Here is an 18,658-nt window from a genome sequence, read left to right as displayed (position 1 = left end):
AGGCCCGGCTCCTAGCCGGTCCGCTCCGGGCGACCGCCCGGAGGCAAGGGCAAACCCGGTGCGAGCTGGGGACGCAAAGCCACGGGACCCTCCGGGTCAGCCGGGCTACCGACCCAGTGGAGGCGTCCGTCATGGTCCCAGCCCCGTCCCTGTCCCCGTTCGAAGCGCCGCCCGCAGCAGCACCGACGGCCCGTCGCGGTTCCGTCCTGCGCCTCCTCCTGCTGGTGTGCGCAGTCGCCCTCTTCTCGGCAGGCGGTCTACCCGCAGCACAGGCCGCGGCGTCGATCAGCCTCAGCAGCACGACGGGACCGGCAGGGACATCCGTGACGGTCACCGGCGTAGGGTTCCCCAAGAACACCCGCGGGTCGCTCACGAACGGGACCTCCGCCACGGCGATCAGCACCAACGGGAAGGGTTCCTTCCTCTCCTCGGTCGTCATCCCGCCGGGGTCCTCCGTCACCATCACCGCGACCGCAGGTGCGGCAACGGCGTCGTCCGTCTTCACCGTCGTGGCCCCCGCGCCTGCGCCGGGTGCGCCGGCGTCGACGAAGGGCATCAGGTTCGGCGTCGGCACCGAGGGCGGACCGGCAGCGGGTGCGGAACTCGACGAGGTGACGACCCTTGCCGGAGAAGCGCCGTCCCTGGTGCTGTCGTACAAGGACTTCAACCAGGTGCCTCCCCTTGCCGAACTGGATGCGGCACGCGCACGGGGAGCGGAGACGCTGCTGACTTGGGAACCCTGGTCCTGGGGAGGCGGCACTGACCAGCCCGCCTACTCCCTCGACCGCATCACGGCCGGCGACTTCGATGCCTACCTCCGCCAGTGGGGATCGGCCCTCGGGCAGTGGGGCCAGCCGGTGTACCTGCGGTTCGGACACGAGATGAACGGGGACTGGTACCCGTGGGCCGAGGGCATCAACGGCAACGGCGCCGGCGACTACATCGCCGCGTACCGTCACGTCCACGACGTCGTCGCCTCGACCGGGGCCACCAACATCCGCTGGGTCTGGAACCCGAACGTCCCCTACTGGGGGTCCACACCGCTCCCGGGGCTGTACCCGGGTGCCGACTACGTCGACGTGGCAGCGCTCGACGGCTACAACTGGGGGACCTCCCAGGCCTGGAGCACGTGGCAGGAACCCCAGGCCCTGTTCGGGGAGGGGTTGTCGCAGGTGCGGCAGCTGGCACCGGGGAAACCGGTCATGATCGCCGAGACCTCGTCCTCCGAGGTGGGCGGTTCGAAGGCGGCCTGGAACACGACCCTCTTCCAGTACCTCTCGGCACAACCCGACGTGATGGCCCTGATCTGGTTCCACATCGACAAGGAGGCCGATTGGCGCATCAACAGCAGCGATGCCTCGACCAGCGCCTTCCGGGCCGCTCTCGCCGGACGACGCTGATCCCCTGCCGGTGGAGCCCCCGGCTCCGCCCGCTCCACGGGCAGGGGCCTAGTCCAGGGGTTCCCCGCAGTCCGCCGGCCCCTCGGCGAAGCGGTACCAGTCCGGCAACGCGGCGGTGAACTCGGTCCGGACGGCGTCGTCCTCCACCACCGTCCAGTCCACGGCGGCGCCGACCTCGGGTTCCACCTTGTTCCACTCGAACCAGTTCACCATCGCCAGTTGCGGGAACCGTTCCTGGACCTCGGGATCGAAGACCTGCTCCCACCAGGCGCGCTTGATGTTCAGGGCCCGCAGGCCACCGATGTCGTCCCTGACGAGCGCCGCCGTCTCCGGGATGGCCACCGGCTTGCCGTGACCTCCGGCGTAGTCGGCGTAGAAGTCCGGCAGCATCGAGTCGTCGCCGTTCTTCCCGTCGTACTGCCCGGTCAACTGGTCGATGAACTTGCCCTCCTCGGGCATCTCGCTCTCGCCCCAGGGATAGGTGCTGCCCCAGTGATACAGCGACATGCCCACCCAGTCGACGGCGTCGTCGCCCGGATAGTACGGCGCGTAGGGGTCGTCGTCGGGCGTCAGGACCCCGTCACCGGTGGTGTCCAGCTCCGGGAACCCGGCCATGCCGGGCAGCGCTTCGTGCACGCCTCCCGAGAAGGGGTACCCCCCTCCGTAGTTCGGCGCCCACATCATCGCCGATCCGGGCGCGTCCCGGTGCACCGCGTCGGCAACACGCCTGAAGGCGGCGATGTACTCCGACGGCTGCTGACCCCAGGGATACCAGGAGCCGTTCATCTCGTGGGCGAAGCGGACGACGACCGGCACTCCGTCGGTATTGAACCGCGCGAGCATGGCTGCGAGCTCGACCGCCCGCTCGTCGGTGACCGCGGCCAGGCCCTCCATCGGCTCGAGCGTCAGCAGCAGCATCCCGCCCTCCTGCCGCACCTGCTCCGCGGCGGAAGCGAGGAGGCCGGGGTCTTCCTGACCGAGCGGGAAGTCGGCGAAGGTGACGGCCACAGCAGGGCGCCGACCCAGCTTCTCCGAGTACTCGGCGAGGGTTTCCCTGCCCCACTCGAGGTTCACGCCCATCAGCGTCCCGTCCGCCGGGGCGAGCATGCCGCCCTCGAGGGGTTCGCAGGGCTCCGCAGCGGGGTTGATGTTGCAGGCGCACAGGGAGAGGAGAAGGAGCGCGGGGAGGATCCGCGCGAGAGGTGAGACCACACCGTTCAATCTACTACCGGCATTCCCCGCCGGCCGGGACCTGATGCGGCCGGCGGGGCCGGCGGCTCGATCGCCCTCCGATACTCAGGTTCTCCCCAGTTTCCTAGGTGATCCGGAGTCCTCCCCGTACGTTGACAGCATCAGCGAAGGGGGTTCCGATCACGGACCACGCTGACACGTCGGTCTCCACATCGGTCTCGAACCTAAGGTCTCTCCCATGAAAAACCCCTCTGCGCGGATGCGCACCATCGCGGCGTTCGGCGCCGCCCCCCTCGCCGTCCTGCTGGCCGGAGGCATGGTCTGGCAGGGCTCCCAGGCTGCCTTCACGGCGTCGACCCGCAATGCCGGGAACTCCTGGAGTACCGGCAACGTGGTCCTCAACGACGACGACCTCGGTGCTGCCGCCTTCACGATCGAGAACATCGTCCCCAACCAGACCGGCCAGAAGTGCATCGTCGTGACCTCGCAGTCCAACGTCGCGGGTGAGGTGCGTGCCTATACCCAGAACCTGATCACCGCCCGCGGGATGGAGAACCGGATCTACCTCGACCTCGAGCAGGGCACGGGTGGTTCCTTCAACAACTGTTCCGGCTTCACCCCCACGGCCAACACCGTTCCCGAACTCCCCCTGTCCACGCTTGCGCGGGAGAACAGGGACTTCCTCACCGGCGGTTCCGTCTGGCAGACGGCGGGGACACCCGGTGAGACGCAGAGCTACCGTGCGACCTGGAGATTCGACATCACGGGGATGAGCCAGGACGAGGTCAACGCGCTGCAGGGAGCCAGGGTCGGGATCGACCTGGTCTGGGAGCTCCAGTCGGACGACGCCGCGCCGGCACCAGCAGCCCGCTGATCCGGCGCCGACGGCGGTAGCGACCTGATGAGCCGGGAGGAACTCGGGCCTGCCCCGGGAGCCTCCCGGCCGGGCGCCCTGCTCTCCGCAGACGGCTGGGTGCCCTTCGTCGCCTCCTTCCTCTCCCGGCTGTACCTGGGGCTGGTCTTCAGCCTGGCCCTGATCGCGTTGCTGCCGCACCTCCTGGGCTGGCACGGCACCGTCGTCCAGAGCGGATCGATGGAACCGCACATCAGCGCCGGCGACGTCGTCCTCGCGGGCACACTGGACGACGGCGCCCCCGTCCCCCTCGGGACGGTCGTGGAGTTCACGAGCCCCGCTTCGGCCGAGCCCAGCGGTGTGGAGAAGACCCGCCTGCACCGGATCGTCGCCGGCAATCCCGACGGCACCTTCGTCACCGCCGGGGATGCGAACACCGACAACGACAGCACGCCGCTGGCGCGGGAACAGATCACCGGCCAGGCGCGGCTCCTGATCCCGATGATCGGACTACCCGGCCTCTGGCTGGCCCACCACGATCTCCCGTCACTGGCACTGTGGTCGGTGGGGACGCTCCTCGCCATCGCGATCAGTGTCTTCACCACCCGCACCAGGACCAGGGACGGGAAGGGAACGAGCACCGGCGGGGACGATCCGGGCAACGACGGACATCGACCGCCGGTCGGCGCTTCTCCGCGGACCGGGATGCGGACCGGGATGCGGACCGGGGCCGCCCTGGGCATCGTGGCGGCCCTGATCGGCCTCGCATCGGTGGGCCCGAGCGCGTTCTCCTCGGCGGCGTTCACGGCGAGTGCCGCCAACACCTCGAACACCTTCGCTGCGGCGGCCGACTGGACGCCCCCCACGGTTACGCTCGCGAATCCCGGTGCATCGGTCCAGGCGGTCGTCGTGCTGACCGCCGACGCCTCCGACGCCCAGTCGGGCATCCGGATCGTCCGCATCGACTACGCCTCCGCCGGGACGACCGCGTGGACGCCGATCTGCACAGCAACCACGCCGCCCTACACGTGCTCGTGGAACACCGGGGGGATACCCGATGGTGCCTACACCCTCCGGGCGGTGGCGACCAACGGCATCGACCTCACGACCACGTCCTCCGAGGTCGCAACCAGGGTGGCCAACGCCTTCACGGTCGTGCTGGCGGATCCCGGCGAGGTCCAGCGTGGAACCGTCATCCTGGCGACCGCCCTGTCCGGCTCGGGCACGAGGAACTACTCGGTCCGGGTGGAGTACTCACCGGCAGGAGCCGACCGATGGAGCGCCCTGTGCACGAACCTCGTCGCACCCTACGACTGCGCCTGGAACACGACCGGCTTCGCGAACGACTACTACGACCTGCGCGCCGTCGCCACCTCGGGGAACACCACCGTCCACTCCGAGACCCTCTCCGACATCCTGACGGACAACTCCCCGCCCTCGGTCAGCGTCGCCGACCCCGGTACACCCCTGAGCGGGACGAGGACCCTCACCGCGACCGCCGTCGACGCCCATTCGGGGATCGCCCAGACCCAGATCCAGTACGCCCGCTCCGGCACGACGACCTGGACGACCGTCTGCGCCGTCGACACGGCTCCCTACTCCTGCCGGCTCGACACCACCACCCTCCCCTACGGCACCTACGGCTTCCGCGCCATCGCCACCGATGCCGCCGGGAACAGCACCGTCTCCGCCGTCGTGCCCAACCGCCTGGTGGACAACACCATCGCCTCGGTCTCGGTCGAGGACCCCGGGGCCTACCTGACCGGAACGGCCAGGCTCACCGCCTCGGCGAACTCGACCGCGGGTATCAGCCGGGTCCGGATCCAGACCGCTCCCGCGGGAACCGCCACCTGGACGACCCGCTGCACCCTCGTCGCCGCCCCGTACAGCTGCGACTGGGACACCCGCTCGGTCGTCGACGGCCTGTACGACCTCCGCGCGGTCCTCACGGACACCGCGGGGCGGGAGACGATCTCCGCCGTCGTGGCCCAGCGCCGGGTGGACAACAGTCCGCTGCGCGGGACCGACATCCAGACCACCAGCACGGCGAACACACCGGGAACAGCAGGACCCGGCGACAGCTTGGTCTTCACCTACAGCCAGCCCATCAACCCGGCCACCGTCACCCCGAACTGGAACGGCGCGGCACTGCCCGTGACGGTGCGCCTGCGCGATGGAAGCCTCGTCGGCCTGGACAGCGCCAGCGACACGGTCGATGTGCAGCGCTCCGGTGCCGCCGTGAACCTCGGATCGGTGAACCTGCGGCAGAACTACGTCCGGAACCGCCGGACCGTCACGTTCAACGCCACGATGACGGCCACGAACGTCGTCACCAACGGCGTCCCCCGCACGGTCGTCACCGTCACGCTGGGAACGGCCGCCACGGGTGCGGGGAACCTGCGCACCACGGGCACGCCGGCCGTGATGATCTGGACCCCCAGCACCACCGTCGCCACCCCCACGGGCATCCGATCCTCCGCCACTCCCGCGACGGAGAGCGGCGCCGGCGACCGGGACTTCTGATTCCGTACCCTGGACCGTTCGCCGGGTCTCCTATTCCCGCGCGTCCGGCTCCGGCTCCGGCTCAGTCGAGGGTCTGGTGGGTCCAGCGGCCACCGAGCATCGTCGCCGAGACCTCGAGCCGTCGCAGGTGGAGATCGTCGGCGGTGAGCGGGTCCGTCTCCGTGACGACGAGGTCGGCGACGGCGCCCGCTGCGACGGTGGCGGGTCCCCCGGTGGAGGCCGCGAGCGCGACGGACGCGAGCACGCGTTGCTCGACATGCCAGGGAACCCGTCCGTCGCGGGCGCGCGAGACGGCGGCGGCCATCGAGATCCACGGATCGAGCGGCGCGACCGGAGCATCCGAGCCCAGCCGGATCTCCGCTCCGGAGGCCACGAGGCTTCCGAGGGCGAAGGCCCGGTCGGTCCGCCCGGCCCAGTACCGGTCCGCGACGTCGCGGTCGTCCATCGCGTGCTCCGGCTGGACGCTGGCGATGATGCCGAGCTGCCCGAAGCGTTCGAAGTCACCCGCACCGACGAGCTGCGCGTGTTCGATGCTGCCACCGCAGCCCACCTCCTCGAGCGCATCGAGGGCGAGCGCGTTCGCTGCATCACCGATGGCGTGCACCGCGGGTACCAGCCCTGCAGAGGACGCACGGCGCAGGTACCCGACCAGTTCCTCCCGGCCGACGGTGGACATCCCGTGGCTGTCGGCTGCTGCTCCCCGACCGGGATACGGATCGTGGCAGTACGCGGTCCGGGTGTTCAGTGAGCCGTCCGTGATGATCTTGAACGGGCCCATCGCGACGAGGCCCCCGGTTCCGTCGATGACGTCCCCGGTGCGCAGCCCCCGCGCGATGACGGCGTCGAGATCGCCTGGGTACACTCCGGCCCGCACCCGCAGGTCCCGGCTGCCGGCCGCGACGCGTCGTGCCCACCGGTCGACCGAGAACGTCATCTCGAGGTCGACGATGCCGACGACACCACGGGCGGCCGCCGCAGCCGCTGCCTCGGCCACCCAGGCATCGAGTTGCTCCTCGGACACCGTGCCGATCCGGGCGCTGACGTCGAACGCCTCGTCCTCGCGCAGCAGCCCCGTCGGATGGTCGGCGGAACCGTATTCCGCGAGGGCGCTCGCGTTGAGCCAGAGCGTGTGCAGGTCCTTGCTGACGAGGACGACGGGCACGTCGACGCCCCCGGCGTCGAGGACCTCCCGCGACGGCGCATCCGGCCACAGGGCGTCCTGGAATCCGTAGCCGATCAGCGGCTGCCGGGTCGAGGGCGCGGTCCTCAGGCGCTCCCGGACCAGCGAGGCTGCCTCCGCTGCGGAGGTCACCGCGGACAGGTCGAGACGCTGACGGACGAGGGCCCACTGGTCCATGTGCACGTGCGAATCCCAGAGTCCCGGCAAGACCCAGCGTCCGTCCAGGTCGACGACGGGCATCGCGCCGTACGCCGTGCCCTCACCGACCGCCGTGATGAGCCCGTCCTGGACGAGCATGTCGACGGGCATGCCGGACCCTCCGACCAGTCGCGCCGAGCGGAGCAGGATGCCGTCTCCCCCGCTCACCCCCGTACCCGCCGCATCTCGCGGGCCAGGGCGGGATGGGCGTAGTGCTCCCCGTGCTCGAGCTCGTCGATGATGCGGTCGGCCACGTCGGGAGCCTTGTCCTGGCTGAGCTTCAGCCGCGCGTCGAAGCGCGTCACGCGCAGGCGGATGCCCACGGTGCCCTGCGCCACCCGCCGTGACCCCTCCCGATCCAGATCGAGCGAGCTGGGGTCGGGCATGACGCGCTCGAAGTGGTCGACCAGCCGGCCGAGGACCCGGAAGTTCTCCTCGTCGGACAGCACGTCCGGCGTGCCGTACAGGTGCGCTGTCACGTGGTTCCAGGTCGGGATGATCTGCCCGCCCGGATACCAGCCGGGTGAGATGTAGCCGTGGGGCCCCTGCACGATCAGCAGCACCTCATGGTCGCCGAGTTCGTGCAGCCGCTCGTCGGGGCGCCCGACATGGCTGACGATGCTGATGCTGTCGTCGGACGTCTCCTCGAGCATGACGGGGTAGTGGGATGCCACCAGGCCGGAGGCCGGCGTCGAGACGATCGTCGCCCACGGGTTCTCACGGACGAGCCGCTTCACCTCGTCGACATCGGACAGGACGAAGGCAGGGGTGTGGCGCATGGTCAATACTCTGGCAGACCCCGGCCGCTGTGGGGAGACCGCTCGTGGTGGGCCGGTTCAGCTGTTCTTGGTCCGGACCGGGCTGTCCTCGATCTCCTCGAGCGCGTCCGCGTCGTCGTCGGCGGGCGCTGCCGGCGCTGAGGCGTCGTCCGGGGTCGTGGGCTCGTCGCCGTCGTGCTTCGGTAGATCGCCATGACCTGCCAGGGACGCGGAGAGCTCCTGGTCGGCGGAGTCGTCGTGGCTCGGGTGTTCAGCAGATTCGTTCACAGGAGGTCCTCGGTGGTCGTGGTCGTGGCGTGGGTGGTCGCCCGGTCCGGGCTGCTCCGCACGCCATCGGTCTCCCTATCATCGCCGTCCGGTCCCGGGCCCGCTCGATCGCCGGCCGGTTGCACTTTCGCCGTGCGACGTGATCAGCCGCCACCGGGCACGCGTCTGCCCGGCACGATCGGAGCGCGCCGGGTGGACGGTTCGGCATGGGTACGGGTGCCTGGCGAGGGATCTGACGGACCTCGGGCGGCTAGCCGGTGTAGGTGTACGAGCCGCCGGACACCGCGCTGGGCGCGCCGGTCGTGACGTAGCTGCCGGGAGCGGTCGAAGCAGGCGTGCGCGACGTATAGGTGCCCGTGCTCGCGTTCCTCTGCGGCGTCGTCGTGCGGGACGTCGTGATGTAGCTCCCCTGAGCCGGCGTGGGTGCCACGCTGCTGCGGGAGGTGGAGCGGAGGTCGGTGCGGGTGGAATCGATGAGTGTCATGGTTCTTCCTTGTCGGATTTTGGGCACGACGGCATAGGGACGGGTGAGCGTCTGCCCGGATGGTGGGCACCGAACCGCTGGTCGGTTGGCGCCCGGTGGTTATGGGATCAGGAGTCGTCGTCGGTCGTGGAGGAAGTACGGCATTGCTCGCACAGGCCGTTGAAGGTCACTTCGGCGGCGAAGACGGTGAAGCCGGCATCGTCGGACGGCTGCAGGCAGGGCGCTTCCCCGATGACGCAGTCGACGTCCCTGACAGTCGCGCACCTGATGCAGACGAGATGGTGGTGGTTGTCCCCGACCCTGCACTCGAACAGGGCCGGCGAGCCCGGGGGGTCGAACCGGCGGACCAGCCCGGCCCCCGTGAAGGCCGCGAGGATCCCGTAGACCGCCTGAGGGGAAGTACTGGGGAGCTCGTCCTTCACGCCGTCGAAAACGCGCTCCGCACTCGAGTGAGGAAGCTGCTGCAGCGCTCGCAGCACGGCGACCCGGGGTGCCGTCACCTTCAGCCCCGACGCCCTGATCATCTGCCGTAGCAGATCGGTGTCAGGGAGGGAAGGAGGTGCGGTAGGCATGCTCATCACTGTACCGTTTGTTTTGAACTACTCAAAACAAACTGTTGTTGAGAGTCCACCGTGAGGAGAACCACATGACCGATGTCGCCAGCCAGCCACCCGCCGAGGGGGACGACCGGGCCGTCCTGACCAACCGCCAGGGCCACCAGGTGTACGACAACCAGAACTCCCGGACGGTCGGTGCCCGCGGCCCGGCCACCCTCGAGAACTACCAGTTCCTCGAGAAGATCAGCCACTTCGACCGCGAGCGCATCCCCGAGCGCGTGGTCCACGCCCGTGGGTTCGTCGCCTACGGCGACTTCGTGGCGACAGGCCTGGTCGGCGACGAGCCGATCGCCACCCATACCCGGGCCAAGCTGTTCTCCGAACCGGGCAAGAAGACCGACGTCGCCATCCGCTTCTCCTCCGTCATCGGCGGCCGGGATTCGTCCGAGGCCGCCCGTGATCCCCGCGGCTTCGCCGTGAAGTTCTACACCGAGGACGGCAACTGGGACCTTGTGGGCAACAACCTCGCCGTGTTCTTCATCCGCGACGCCATCAAGTTCCCCGACGTCATCCACTCCCTGAAGCCGGATCCCATCACGTTCAGGCAGGAGCCGGCGCGCATCTTCGACTTCATGTCGCAGACCCCCGAGGCGATGCACATGCTCGTGAACCTCTTCAGCCCCCGCGGCATCCCCGCGGACTACCGCCACATGCAGGGTTTCGGCGTCAACACCTACAAGTGGGTCAACGCCGATGGCGACACCAAGCTCGTGAAGTACACGTGGCAGCCGCAGCAGGGCGTCAAGAGCCTGACCGAGGAGGACGCCGCCAACATCCAGGCGACGGACCTCGGCCATGCGTCGAAGGACCTGTTCGAGGCCATCGAGCGCGGCGACTACCCGAAGTGGGACCTGTACGTGCAGCTCATGGAGGACGGCGACCACCCGGAACTCGATTTCGACCCGCTGGACGACACGAAGACCTGGCCGGAGCAGGACTTCGAGCCGAAGCTCATCGGCACCATGACGCTGAACAGGAACGTCTCGGACCACCACAACGAGAACGAGCAGATCTCCTTCGGCACGGGCGTCCTCGTGGACGGGCTCGATTTCTCGGACGACAAGATGCTCGTAGGCCGCACCTTCAGCTACAGCGACGCCCAGCGCTACCGCGTCGGCCCGAACTACCTCCAGCTGCCGGTGAACTCGGCGAAGCACGCCCCTGTGCACACGAACCAGAGCGGCGGGCAGATGTCCTACGGGACCGACCGCGCGCCGGGGCAGAATCCTCACGTCAACTACGAACCCTCCGTCACGGGCGGGCTGCGCGAAGGCCAGTACCCCACCCATGACGACCAGGGGCCCGAGATCCACGGCCGCCTGACGCGCAAGCGGATCCCCCTCACCAACGACTACCTGCAGGCGGGCCAGCGGTACCAGCTGCTCGAGCAGTGGGAGAAGGACGACCTCGTCGGCAACTTCGTCACGCTCATCGGGCAGGCGGCACGCGCGGTGCAGGAGCGCATGGTCTGGCACTTCTACCTCGTCGACGACGAGCTGGGAGCACGTGTCGGTGAAGGCCTGGGCATCGGTGTCGACGAGGTCAAGGACCTGCCTCCCCTCGCGAGCCAGACCCTGTCCGACGACGAGCTGACGCGACTGAAGAACCTCGGCAGCAACGGCCCGCGCGACGTCGAGGGACTGACCATGACGCACTGCGTCCCCAACGAGCACGTCGTCGTGACGCGCTGACCGACCCTTCGGCCGCCCTCCGGGCCGACAACGGACGTCGACGCCGGAGCATATGTTCCGGGCGGTAGGCAAGGGTCCGACGGCGGACGGCAGGTCTCGCCCCGCACGGGGTGGGACCTGCCGTCCGTTTCCGTCGGACGGGGAAGCCGGCACACCCGGCGCAGGCACGACACCCTCGTCCGGATATGACCGGTCTGCACCTCATGATGCCTACCATACGTATGGTAGGTATGGTGGTGTCATGCCCTCCAAGAACGAGATCCTCGACCATGCGATCACGGTGCTGCGCCGCGGCGAGTCGCTGACCCTCGACGCCGTTGCCCGTGAGGCCGGCCTGACGAAGCCCGGCGTGGTCCACCACTTCTCGACGAAGGAGACGCTCGTCGTCTCCGTCATCGACCGCATCACCGACCGGTGGGAGGCCGACCTCGTCGCGCAGGCTCCGGACGCGAGCACCGCGGTGGACAAACTGCGTGCCTACGTCGACTACGCCCTCACCGGGGACTTCGACTCCAGCGACCTGGCGTTCATGGTCGACGCCCGGGTCCGTGCACAGCTCGCGGAACGGTGGGTGGCGCGCCTGAACCCCTGGTTCGGGGACGCCATCGACGGCGATCCTGCCCAACGGGCCTCCCTGCGAGCAGCCCGGCTGCTCGCGGACGGCGCGTGGTTCAACGCCGCGTTGAACATCCCGGCCGTCCGCGACGACGAGCACGACGCCCTGCTGCGGATCGCCCAGCGGCTCGTCACCGAGGGGACGGGGGGAACCAGGTCATGAACACCACGACCAAGGGGTGGCTGTTGCTCGCCGCCGCCATCCTGGCGGAAGTGACCGGCTCGCTCACCCTCAAGGGTGCGCTCGAGTACCCCGCCCTGTATGCGGTGGTCGCCGTCGGCTACCTGGGCGCCTTCGCCCTGCTCGCCGTCGTGCTCCGCACCGGCATGGCGCTGGGCGTCGCGTACGGCATCTGGGCGGCGGCCGGCGTCGCGCTGACCGCGATCATCTCCCGGTTCCTCTTCAAGGAGCCGCTCACCTGGCTGATGGGCCTCGGGATCATCCTGATCATCGGCGGCGTGCTCCTCATCGAACTCGGTGCAACCCACTGAACCGCGGTCCGAGCGGGCCGGACCACGACGGCGGGCCCGTGGATCCCGGGCCCTCGTCCGTCAGGGCCGTCCGACGGCGCGGACCCTGTTGTTGCGCGCCTCGTGCGTGAGCTCGGCGAGGCCGAGCGCCTCCAGCAACGGCGGCAGGTACATCCCGAACCTGCCCCGGTAGCCGTTCCTCAGCCCGTACCAGCCACCCACCGGGTTGGAGGCATCACGGGCCCAGGCCTCGACGCTGCCCTCAGGCGCCGCCTTCTTCTCGTCGGCGGCGCCGAGCGGGACCCAGTCGCCCTGTTCCAGCAACCATGCGTGCAGGTCGCCGACAGCCCGCAGGTGGTATCGCAACGTCGTGGAACCCACCTGGCAGACCAGGGCCGGGGGGTCGCCCTCCGCATCCTCGTACATCGTGTACTGGGACGATCCCGGAGCCGTGACCAGCCGCCACGGATCGGCTTTCGTACCTTCGACCACAGAGCACCCCTTCGTCGACCCGACTTCGGCATCAGCCTAGGTCCTCGCAGGTGGCCCGCCCAGCCCCCGCGGATACTGGCACCCTCTGGCACACGGAAGGGGGACTGTGCCCGGATCCTGCCCGCCGGGCGACCGACGCCTGTCCTGCCCGCCGGACGACCGACCCCTGCCGGCGGTCGGCGGGCCCGTGTGACGATGGACCGGTGCGGTTCGGCCGCCTCCCGGCCGTGCCACGACCACGCCGCCACCTCCGAGGAAGGAACCATGGAACTCGACGATCTACTGGACGCATTGACGGCCGGCGAGACGATCACCGCCGGTTCGCCCCTGCACCTGGCGATGCATGCGGCAAGCCAGGCCGCCCTGCGCATCACCGGTGAACTCAACAGCGGATACCAGGAACCGGAGCGGGTGCTGCATCTCCTGTCCCAGCTGACAGGGAAACCGATCGACCCGTCGGTGACGGTCTTCCCGCCGTTCTATTCCGATTTCGGGAGGAACATCACCCTCGGGAAACGGGTCTTCATCAACGCCGGCTGCACGTTCCAGGACCAGGGCGGCGTGGTCATCGGCGACGACACCCTCATCGGGCACAACACCGTGCTGGCGACGCTCAACCACGATCTCGCCCCCGGCAGACGCGCCGACATGCACCCCGCGCGCATCGTCGTCGGTCGCAACGTCTGGATCGGGTCGAACGCGACGATCCTGCCGGGCGTGACCATCGGGGACAACGCCGTCGTCGCAGCCGCCGCGGTCGTCACGAAGGACGTTCCGGCCGACGCCGTCGTCGTGGGGTCACCGGCGCGCGTCGTCCGCACGGTGCCCCGCTAGGGATCCGCGGCCGCGCGACGGCGGGGATTCGCAGCCCGCTCTTGACGCGCCCTCCGGCGCCTGCCTACCCTTCGTATACGATTTCGTACTCGATGAGGAGCCGCGGGTGGAACAGGTCGACGAGGGCATTCTGGCCGTAGCCCGCAAGGTCATCGCGGTGCACATCAACTACCCCAGCCGGGCCGCCCAGCGGGGTCGCACCCCGGAGCAGCCTTCCTACTTCCTCAAGCCGTCGTCGTCCCTCGCCCTGTCCGGTTCCGCGGTCGAGCGCCCTGCCGGCTGTGAGCTGCTGGGCTTCGAGGGCGAGATCGCACTCGTCATCGGCACGGCCGCCCGCAGGGTCTCCCCCACGGACGCCTGGGGCCACGTCGGCTGGGTGACCGCGAGCAACGACCTCGGCGTCTACGACCTCCGCTACGCCGACAAGGGCTCCAACCTCCGCTCCAAGGGCGGCGACGGCTTCACCCCCGTGGGTCCGGGCCTCCTGCCCGCAGCCGCCGTCGATCCCGGAGACCTCCGCATCCGCACCTGGCACAACGGCGCCCTCGTCCAGGACGACACCACCGCCGACCTCCTCTTCCCCTTCTCCCGGCTCGTCGCCGACCTGTCGCAGCTGATGACCCTCGAGCCGGGCGACATCATCCTCTCCGGGACACCGGCCGGGGCGTCCGTCGCCGTCCCCGGTGACCTCCTCGAGGTCGAGGTCAGCGCGGGCGCCCTCTCCACGGGACGGCTCACCACGACCGTGAGCGGGGGGACGACGCCGCTGGCCGAATTCGGTGCCCGGCCGAAGACCGATGACGTCCAGCGGGAGGAGGCGTACGGATCCCGCGAAGCGGCGGGACTACCTGCGCCCGTGTCGCAGGTGGTGCTGACACCGGAGCTGAAGGCGAGGCTCGAGGGCGTCTCCACCGCCACGCTCTCCTCCCAACTGCGCAAGCGCGGCCTGAACAACGTCAGCATCGACGGCCTCACCTCCACACAGCCCGGCAGGCGCGTGGTCGGCCTGGCACGCACCCTGCGGTACGTGCCGAACCGGGAGGACCTGTTCAAGGAGCACGGCGGGGGCTACAACGCCCAGAAGCGGGCGATCGACACGGTGAACGAGGGCGAGATCCTCGTGATGGAGGCCCGTGGCGAGAAGGGCACCGGCACCATCGGGGACATCCTCGCCCTCCGCGCACAGGTGAGGGGCGCCGCAGCGATCATCACCGACGGCGGCGTCCGCGACTTCGCGACGGTGGCCGCCATGGACATGCCCACCTACTACGCCAACCCCCACCCCGCGGTGCTCGGGCGCCGCCACATCCCGTGGGACACCGACGTCACCATCGCGTGCGGCGGCACCACCGTCCAGCCCGGCGACATCATCGTCGCGGACGCCGACGGCATCCTCGTCATCCCGCCCGCACTCGCCGCCGAGCTCGCCGACGAATCCGTCGCGCAGGAGCGCGAGGAGACCTTCATCGCCCGGATGGTCGCCGAGGGGCACGGCGTGGACGGTCTCTACCCGCTGAACGCCGCCTGGCGGGCGCGGTACGAGACGGAGCAGGCGGGGAGGTCCGATGACTGAGGTGGCAGGACCCGCCAGGGACGCCCCGGCGGAGGGCAGCAAGTCCCAGCAGGCGTATGCCGCCGTGACAGCCCGGATCGTGGACGGCACCTATCCGCCCGGGCACCGCCTCGTGCTCGCGGCGATCGCCCAGGACCTCGGCGTGAGCGTGGTGCCCGTGCGGGAGGCGATCCGCCGCCTCGAGGCGGAGGGCCTGGTGACCTTCCAGCGCAACGTGGGAGCGACGGTCGCGGGCATCGACCCCACCGAGTACCAGTACACGATGCAGACCCTGAGCCTCGTCGAAGGCGCCGCGACCGCGCTGTCCGCTCCCCTCATCGGCGCTGCAGACATCGCGCGCGCCCGCGCGGTGAACGAGGAGATGCGGGCCTGCCTGCAGCACTTCGACCCGCTGCGCTTCACGCGGCTGAACCAGGAGTTCCACGCCATCCTCTTCGAGCGCTGCCCGAATCCGCACCTCCTGGACCTCGTGCACCGGGGCTGGAACCGCCTGGCGTCGCTGCGGTCCTCGACCTTCCGCTTCGTCCCCGGCCGCGCCCGCGCCTCGGTGGAGGAACACGAGGGCTTGCTGCGCCTGATCGAGGAATCGGCCGACGCCGATGAGATCGAGCGTGCCGCCCGATCCCACCGCAGCGCCACGCTCGACGCGTACCTGGCGCACGCCCACGACACGCACACCCACGACACGCACCCCTGACCGCGTTCAGGATCCCTGTCCGAACCCCGTCCAGAACAACCGTCCAGAACCACCGTCCAGAACCACCGTGAGGACCCACCGATGACGACGACCGGCGCCGCGACCGAGCAGTACATCCCGGAGGGGCTGCCCTCCACCATCCAGCACTACATCGGCGGCCGCTTCGTCGACTCGATCGGCGGGAAGACGTTCGACGTCCTCGACCCCGTGTCCAACACCCCCTACGCCACGGCGGCCGCCGGACAGCAGGAGGACATCGACCTGGCGGTCGCCGCCGCCCGCGAAGCGTTCACGAATGGTCCGTGGCCCCGCATGAAGCCCCGCGAACGGGCGCGCGTGCTCAACCGGATCGCGGACGCCGTCGAGGCGCAGGAGGAGCGGCTCGCCGACCTGGAGACCTTCGACACCGGCCTGCCCATCACGCAGGCCAAGGGCCAGGCGCTGCGTGCCGCCGAGAACTTCCGCTTCTTCGCGGACCTGATCGTGGCCCAGTTCGACGACGCCATGAAGGTCCCCGGCTCCCAGATCAACTACGTGAACCGGAAGCCGATCGGCGTCGCCGGGCTCATCACGCCGTGGAACACGCCCTTCATGCTGGAGTCCTGGAAGCTCGCCCCCGCGCTGGCGACGGGCAACACCGTGGTCCTGAAACCTGCCGAGTTCACACCTCTCTCCGCCTCGCTCTGGGCGCAGATCTTCAAGGACGCAGGCCTGCCCGACGGCGTGTTCAACCTCGTCAACGGACTCGGCGAGGAGGCCGGCGACGCCCTCGTGAAGCACCCGGATGTGCCCCTGATCTCCTTCACGGGCGAGACGACCACGGGCCAGACGATCTTCCGGAATGCGGCGGCGAACCTCAAGGGACTCTCGATGGAGCTCGGCGGGAAGTCGCCCTGCATCGTCTTCGCCGACGCGGACCTCGGCGCCGCGATCGACTCGGCCCTGTTCGGGGTGTTCTCCCTCAACGGTGAGCGCTGCACCGCCGGCTCCCGCATCCTCGTGGAGCGCGGCGTGTACGAGGAGTTCTGCCAGAAGTACGCCGCCCGGGCGAGGACCATCGTCGTCGGCGACCCGCACGACCCGAGGACCGAGGTCGGCGCGCTCGTGCATCCGGAGCACTTCGAGAAGGTGGCCTCGTACGTGGAGATCGGCAAGACGGAGGGCCGCCTCCTCGCCGGCGGCGGCCGCCCGGAGCACCTCCCGCACGGCAACTACATCGCCCCCACGGTGTTCGCGGACGTCTCCCCCGACGCGCGGATCTTCCAGGAGGAGATCTTCGGCCCCGTGGTCGCCATCACCCCGTTCGACACCGACGCCGAGGCCCTGGACCTCGCCAACAACACGCGCTACGGGCTCGCGGCCTACGTGTGGACGACGGACCTGACGCGCGCCCACACCTTCGCGCAGAGCGTCGAGGCCGGGATGGTGTGGCTCAACAGCCACAACGTCCGCGACCTCCGCACGCCCTTCGGCGGCGTCAAGGCCTCCGGGCTCGGCCATGAGGGCGGCTACCGCTCCATCGATTTCTACACCGACCAGCAGGCCGTGCACATCACGCTCGGCACCGTCCACACGCCGAAGTTCGGCAGCATCGCAGACTCCGCAGCCGACGAAGGCTGACCATCTGTCCGCTCGACGAAGAGAGAACCGCCATGGCCCAGCCCATCCCCACGCCCTCGGTCCCCGCCCCGGACATCGTCCGCTGCGCGTACATGGAGATCGTGGTCACCGACCTCGCCCGCTCCCGTGAGTTCTACGTCGACGTCCTCGGCCTGCACGTCACCGAGGAGGACGAGAACGCGATCTACCTGCGCTCCCTCGAGGAGTTCATCCACCACAACCTGGTGCTCCGGCGAGGTCCGGTCGCCGCCGTCGCGGCCTTCGCGTACCGGGTGAAGTCACCGGCAGAGGTCGACGCCGCCGAGGCGTACTACCGTGAGCTCGGCTGCCGGACCGAGCGCCGCCGGGACGGCTTCACGAAGGGCGTCGGGGACTCGGTCCGCGTCGAGGATCCGCTGGGCTTCCCCTACGAGTTCTTCTACGACGTCGAGCACGTGGAGCGCCTGACCCAGCGCTACGACCTCTATTCCGCGGGTGAGCTCGTCCGGCTCGACCACTTCAACCAGGTGACGCCGGACGTCCCGCGGGGACGGGCGTACCTCGAGGACCTCGGCTTCCGCGTCTCCGAGGACATCCAGGACTCCGACGGTGTCACCTACGCCGTGTGGATGCACCGCAAGCAGACCGTGCACGACACCGCCCTGACCGGGGGCAACGGTCCCCGCATGCACCACGTCGCCTTCGCCACGCACGAGAAGCACAACATCATCCAGATCTGCGACAAGATGGGCGCCCTGCGGATCAGCGACCGCATCGAACGCGGGCCCGGACGCCACGGCGTCTCCAACGCGTTCTACCTCTACATCCTCGACCCGGACGGCCACCGCATCGAGATCTACTGCCAGGACTACTACACCGGCGACCCGGACAACCCGACCATCACCTGGGACGTCCACGACAACCAGCGCCGCGACTGGTGGGGCAACCCCGTCGTCCCGTCCTGGTACTCGGAGGCCTCCCTCGTCCTGGACCTCGACGGCACCCCCCAGCCCGTCGTCGAACGCGAGGACAAGAGCGAGATGGCCGTGACCGTCGGCGCCGACGGCTTCTCCTACACGCGCAGGGACGACGACGGCGCGGCCGAGGGCTTCAAGCTCGGCACCCAGCTCTGAACCGCTCACCCCGTCGCCGGTCCCGCCCTCCAGCTGCGGGACCGGCCCCGGAACATCCCCT

The 18,658-nt window shown here is 69.6% G+C and carries 18 protein-coding genes and 1 riboswitch; of the genes, 11 read left to right on the top strand and 7 right to left on the bottom strand.

What is annotated here, in order from left to right; genetic code table 11:
- Positions 1-38: 38 nt before the first annotated feature.
- Positions 39-113: riboswitch (cyclic di-GMP riboswitch) on the top strand.
- An 18-nt stretch (positions 114-131) separates the two neighbouring features.
- On the top strand, positions 132-1,400 hold the full coding sequence (locus ACX80K_RS04800; RefSeq protein WP_459270735.1) for a glycoside hydrolase family 26 protein: 1,269 nt from the start codon (positions 132-134) through the stop codon (positions 1,398-1,400).
- A 48-nt stretch (positions 1,401-1,448) separates the two neighbouring features.
- Here the strand turns inward: ACX80K_RS04800 and ACX80K_RS04795 are convergent, their stop codons facing one another.
- Positions 1,449-2,612, bottom strand: a complete 1,164-nt coding sequence (locus ACX80K_RS04795; protein ID WP_459270734.1) for a glycoside hydrolase family 26 protein — start codon at positions 2,610-2,612, stop codon at positions 1,449-1,451.
- Between the two features lie 217 nt (positions 2,613-2,829).
- Here ACX80K_RS04795 and ACX80K_RS04790 point away from each other — a divergent pair, with 217 nt between their 5' ends.
- Positions 2,830-3,465, top strand: a complete 636-nt coding sequence (locus ACX80K_RS04790) for a hypothetical protein (RefSeq protein WP_459270733.1) — start codon at positions 2,830-2,832, stop codon at positions 3,463-3,465.
- 27 nt (positions 3,466-3,492) lie between these two features.
- The gene (locus tag ACX80K_RS04785) at positions 3,493-5,967 is read left to right on the top strand and encodes an Ig-like domain-containing protein (RefSeq protein WP_459270732.1); all 2,475 of its coding nucleotides are present in this window, start codon (positions 3,493-3,495) and stop codon (positions 5,965-5,967) included.
- A gap of 61 nt (positions 5,968-6,028) precedes the next feature.
- Here the strand turns inward: ACX80K_RS04785 and ACX80K_RS04780 are convergent, their stop codons facing one another.
- From ACX80K_RS04780 to ACX80K_RS04760, 5 genes are all read right to left on the bottom strand, one after another.
- The gene (locus ACX80K_RS04780; protein WP_459270731.1) at positions 6,029-7,513 is read right to left on the bottom strand and encodes an amidohydrolase; all 1,485 of its coding nucleotides are present in this window, start codon (positions 7,511-7,513) and stop codon (positions 6,029-6,031) included.
- Positions 7,510-8,124, bottom strand: a complete 615-nt coding sequence (locus ACX80K_RS04775; RefSeq protein WP_459270730.1) for an FMN-binding negative transcriptional regulator — start codon at positions 8,122-8,124, stop codon at positions 7,510-7,512. The genes ACX80K_RS04780 and ACX80K_RS04775 overlap by 4 nt, the downstream gene beginning before the upstream one ends.
- Before the next feature lie 57 nt (positions 8,125-8,181).
- Entirely contained in the window at positions 8,182-8,391 is a 210-nt protein-coding gene (locus ACX80K_RS04770; RefSeq protein WP_459270729.1) for a hypothetical protein, read from the bottom strand.
- Between the two features lie 250 nt (positions 8,392-8,641).
- Complete coding sequence (locus ACX80K_RS04765) at positions 8,642-8,875, bottom strand: hypothetical protein (protein WP_459270728.1); 234 nt, start codon at positions 8,873-8,875, stop codon at positions 8,642-8,644.
- A gap of 107 nt (positions 8,876-8,982) precedes the next feature.
- A complete protein-coding gene (locus ACX80K_RS04760; RefSeq protein ID WP_459270727.1) occupies positions 8,983-9,447 on the bottom strand; it encodes a Fur family transcriptional regulator in 465 nt (154 codons plus the stop codon).
- Positions 9,448-9,521: 74 nt separating this feature from the next.
- Here ACX80K_RS04760 and ACX80K_RS04755 point away from each other — a divergent pair, with 74 nt between their 5' ends.
- From ACX80K_RS04755 to ACX80K_RS04745, 3 genes are all read left to right on the top strand, one after another.
- Positions 9,522-11,183, top strand: a complete 1,662-nt coding sequence (locus ACX80K_RS04755; protein ID WP_459270726.1) for a catalase — start codon at positions 9,522-9,524, stop codon at positions 11,181-11,183.
- Between the two features lie 241 nt (positions 11,184-11,424).
- Positions 11,425-11,961, top strand: coding sequence for a TetR/AcrR family transcriptional regulator (locus ACX80K_RS04750; RefSeq protein ID WP_459270725.1), 537 nt, complete (start codon positions 11,425-11,427; stop codon positions 11,959-11,961).
- A complete protein-coding gene (locus ACX80K_RS04745; protein ID WP_459270724.1) occupies positions 11,958-12,290 on the top strand; it encodes a DMT family transporter in 333 nt (110 codons plus the stop codon). The genes ACX80K_RS04750 and ACX80K_RS04745 overlap by 4 nt, the downstream gene beginning before the upstream one ends.
- 60 nt (positions 12,291-12,350) lie before the next feature.
- On the opposite strand, the gene ACX80K_RS04740 is transcribed toward ACX80K_RS04745, so the two are convergent.
- Positions 12,351-12,761, bottom strand: a complete 411-nt coding sequence (locus tag ACX80K_RS04740; protein WP_459270723.1) for a DUF6855 family protein — start codon at positions 12,759-12,761, stop codon at positions 12,351-12,353.
- A gap of 264 nt (positions 12,762-13,025) precedes the next feature.
- On the opposite strand from ACX80K_RS04740, the gene ACX80K_RS04735 reads away from it, so the two are divergent.
- The 5 genes from ACX80K_RS04735 to hpaD all read left to right on the top strand — a co-directional run bounded on the left by ACX80K_RS04735 (position 13,026) and on the right by hpaD (position 18,597).
- Positions 13,026-13,595, top strand: a complete 570-nt coding sequence (locus ACX80K_RS04735) for a DapH/DapD/GlmU-related protein (RefSeq protein WP_459270722.1) — start codon at positions 13,026-13,028, stop codon at positions 13,593-13,595.
- 106 nt (positions 13,596-13,701) lie between these two features.
- Positions 13,702-15,168 (top strand): fumarylacetoacetate hydrolase family protein, encoded by a 1,467-nt coding sequence (locus tag ACX80K_RS04730; RefSeq protein WP_459270721.1) that lies wholly within the window; start codon positions 13,702-13,704, stop codon positions 15,166-15,168.
- Positions 15,161-15,865 (top strand): GntR family transcriptional regulator, encoded by a 705-nt coding sequence (locus tag ACX80K_RS04725; RefSeq protein WP_459270720.1) that lies wholly within the window; start codon positions 15,161-15,163, stop codon positions 15,863-15,865. Before ACX80K_RS04730 ends, ACX80K_RS04725 begins: the two co-directional genes overlap by 8 nt.
- An 81-nt stretch (positions 15,866-15,946) precedes the next feature.
- Positions 15,947-17,485: a 5-carboxymethyl-2-hydroxymuconate semialdehyde dehydrogenase gene (hpaE, locus tag ACX80K_RS04720; protein ID WP_459270719.1), complete on the top strand. Its 1,539-nt coding sequence runs from the start codon at positions 15,947-15,949 to the stop codon at positions 17,483-17,485.
- 32 nt (positions 17,486-17,517) lie between these two features.
- On the top strand, positions 17,518-18,597 hold the full coding sequence (gene hpaD, locus ACX80K_RS04715; protein WP_459270718.1) for a 3,4-dihydroxyphenylacetate 2,3-dioxygenase: 1,080 nt from the start codon (positions 17,518-17,520) through the stop codon (positions 18,595-18,597).
- Positions 18,598-18,658 lie beyond the last annotated feature (61 nt).

The sequence above is a fragment of the Arthrobacter sorbitolis genome (assembly GCF_054510995.1).
The sequence above is the reverse complement of the archived record's forward strand: the minus strand, read 5'-3'. Positions and strand labels throughout refer to the sequence as shown.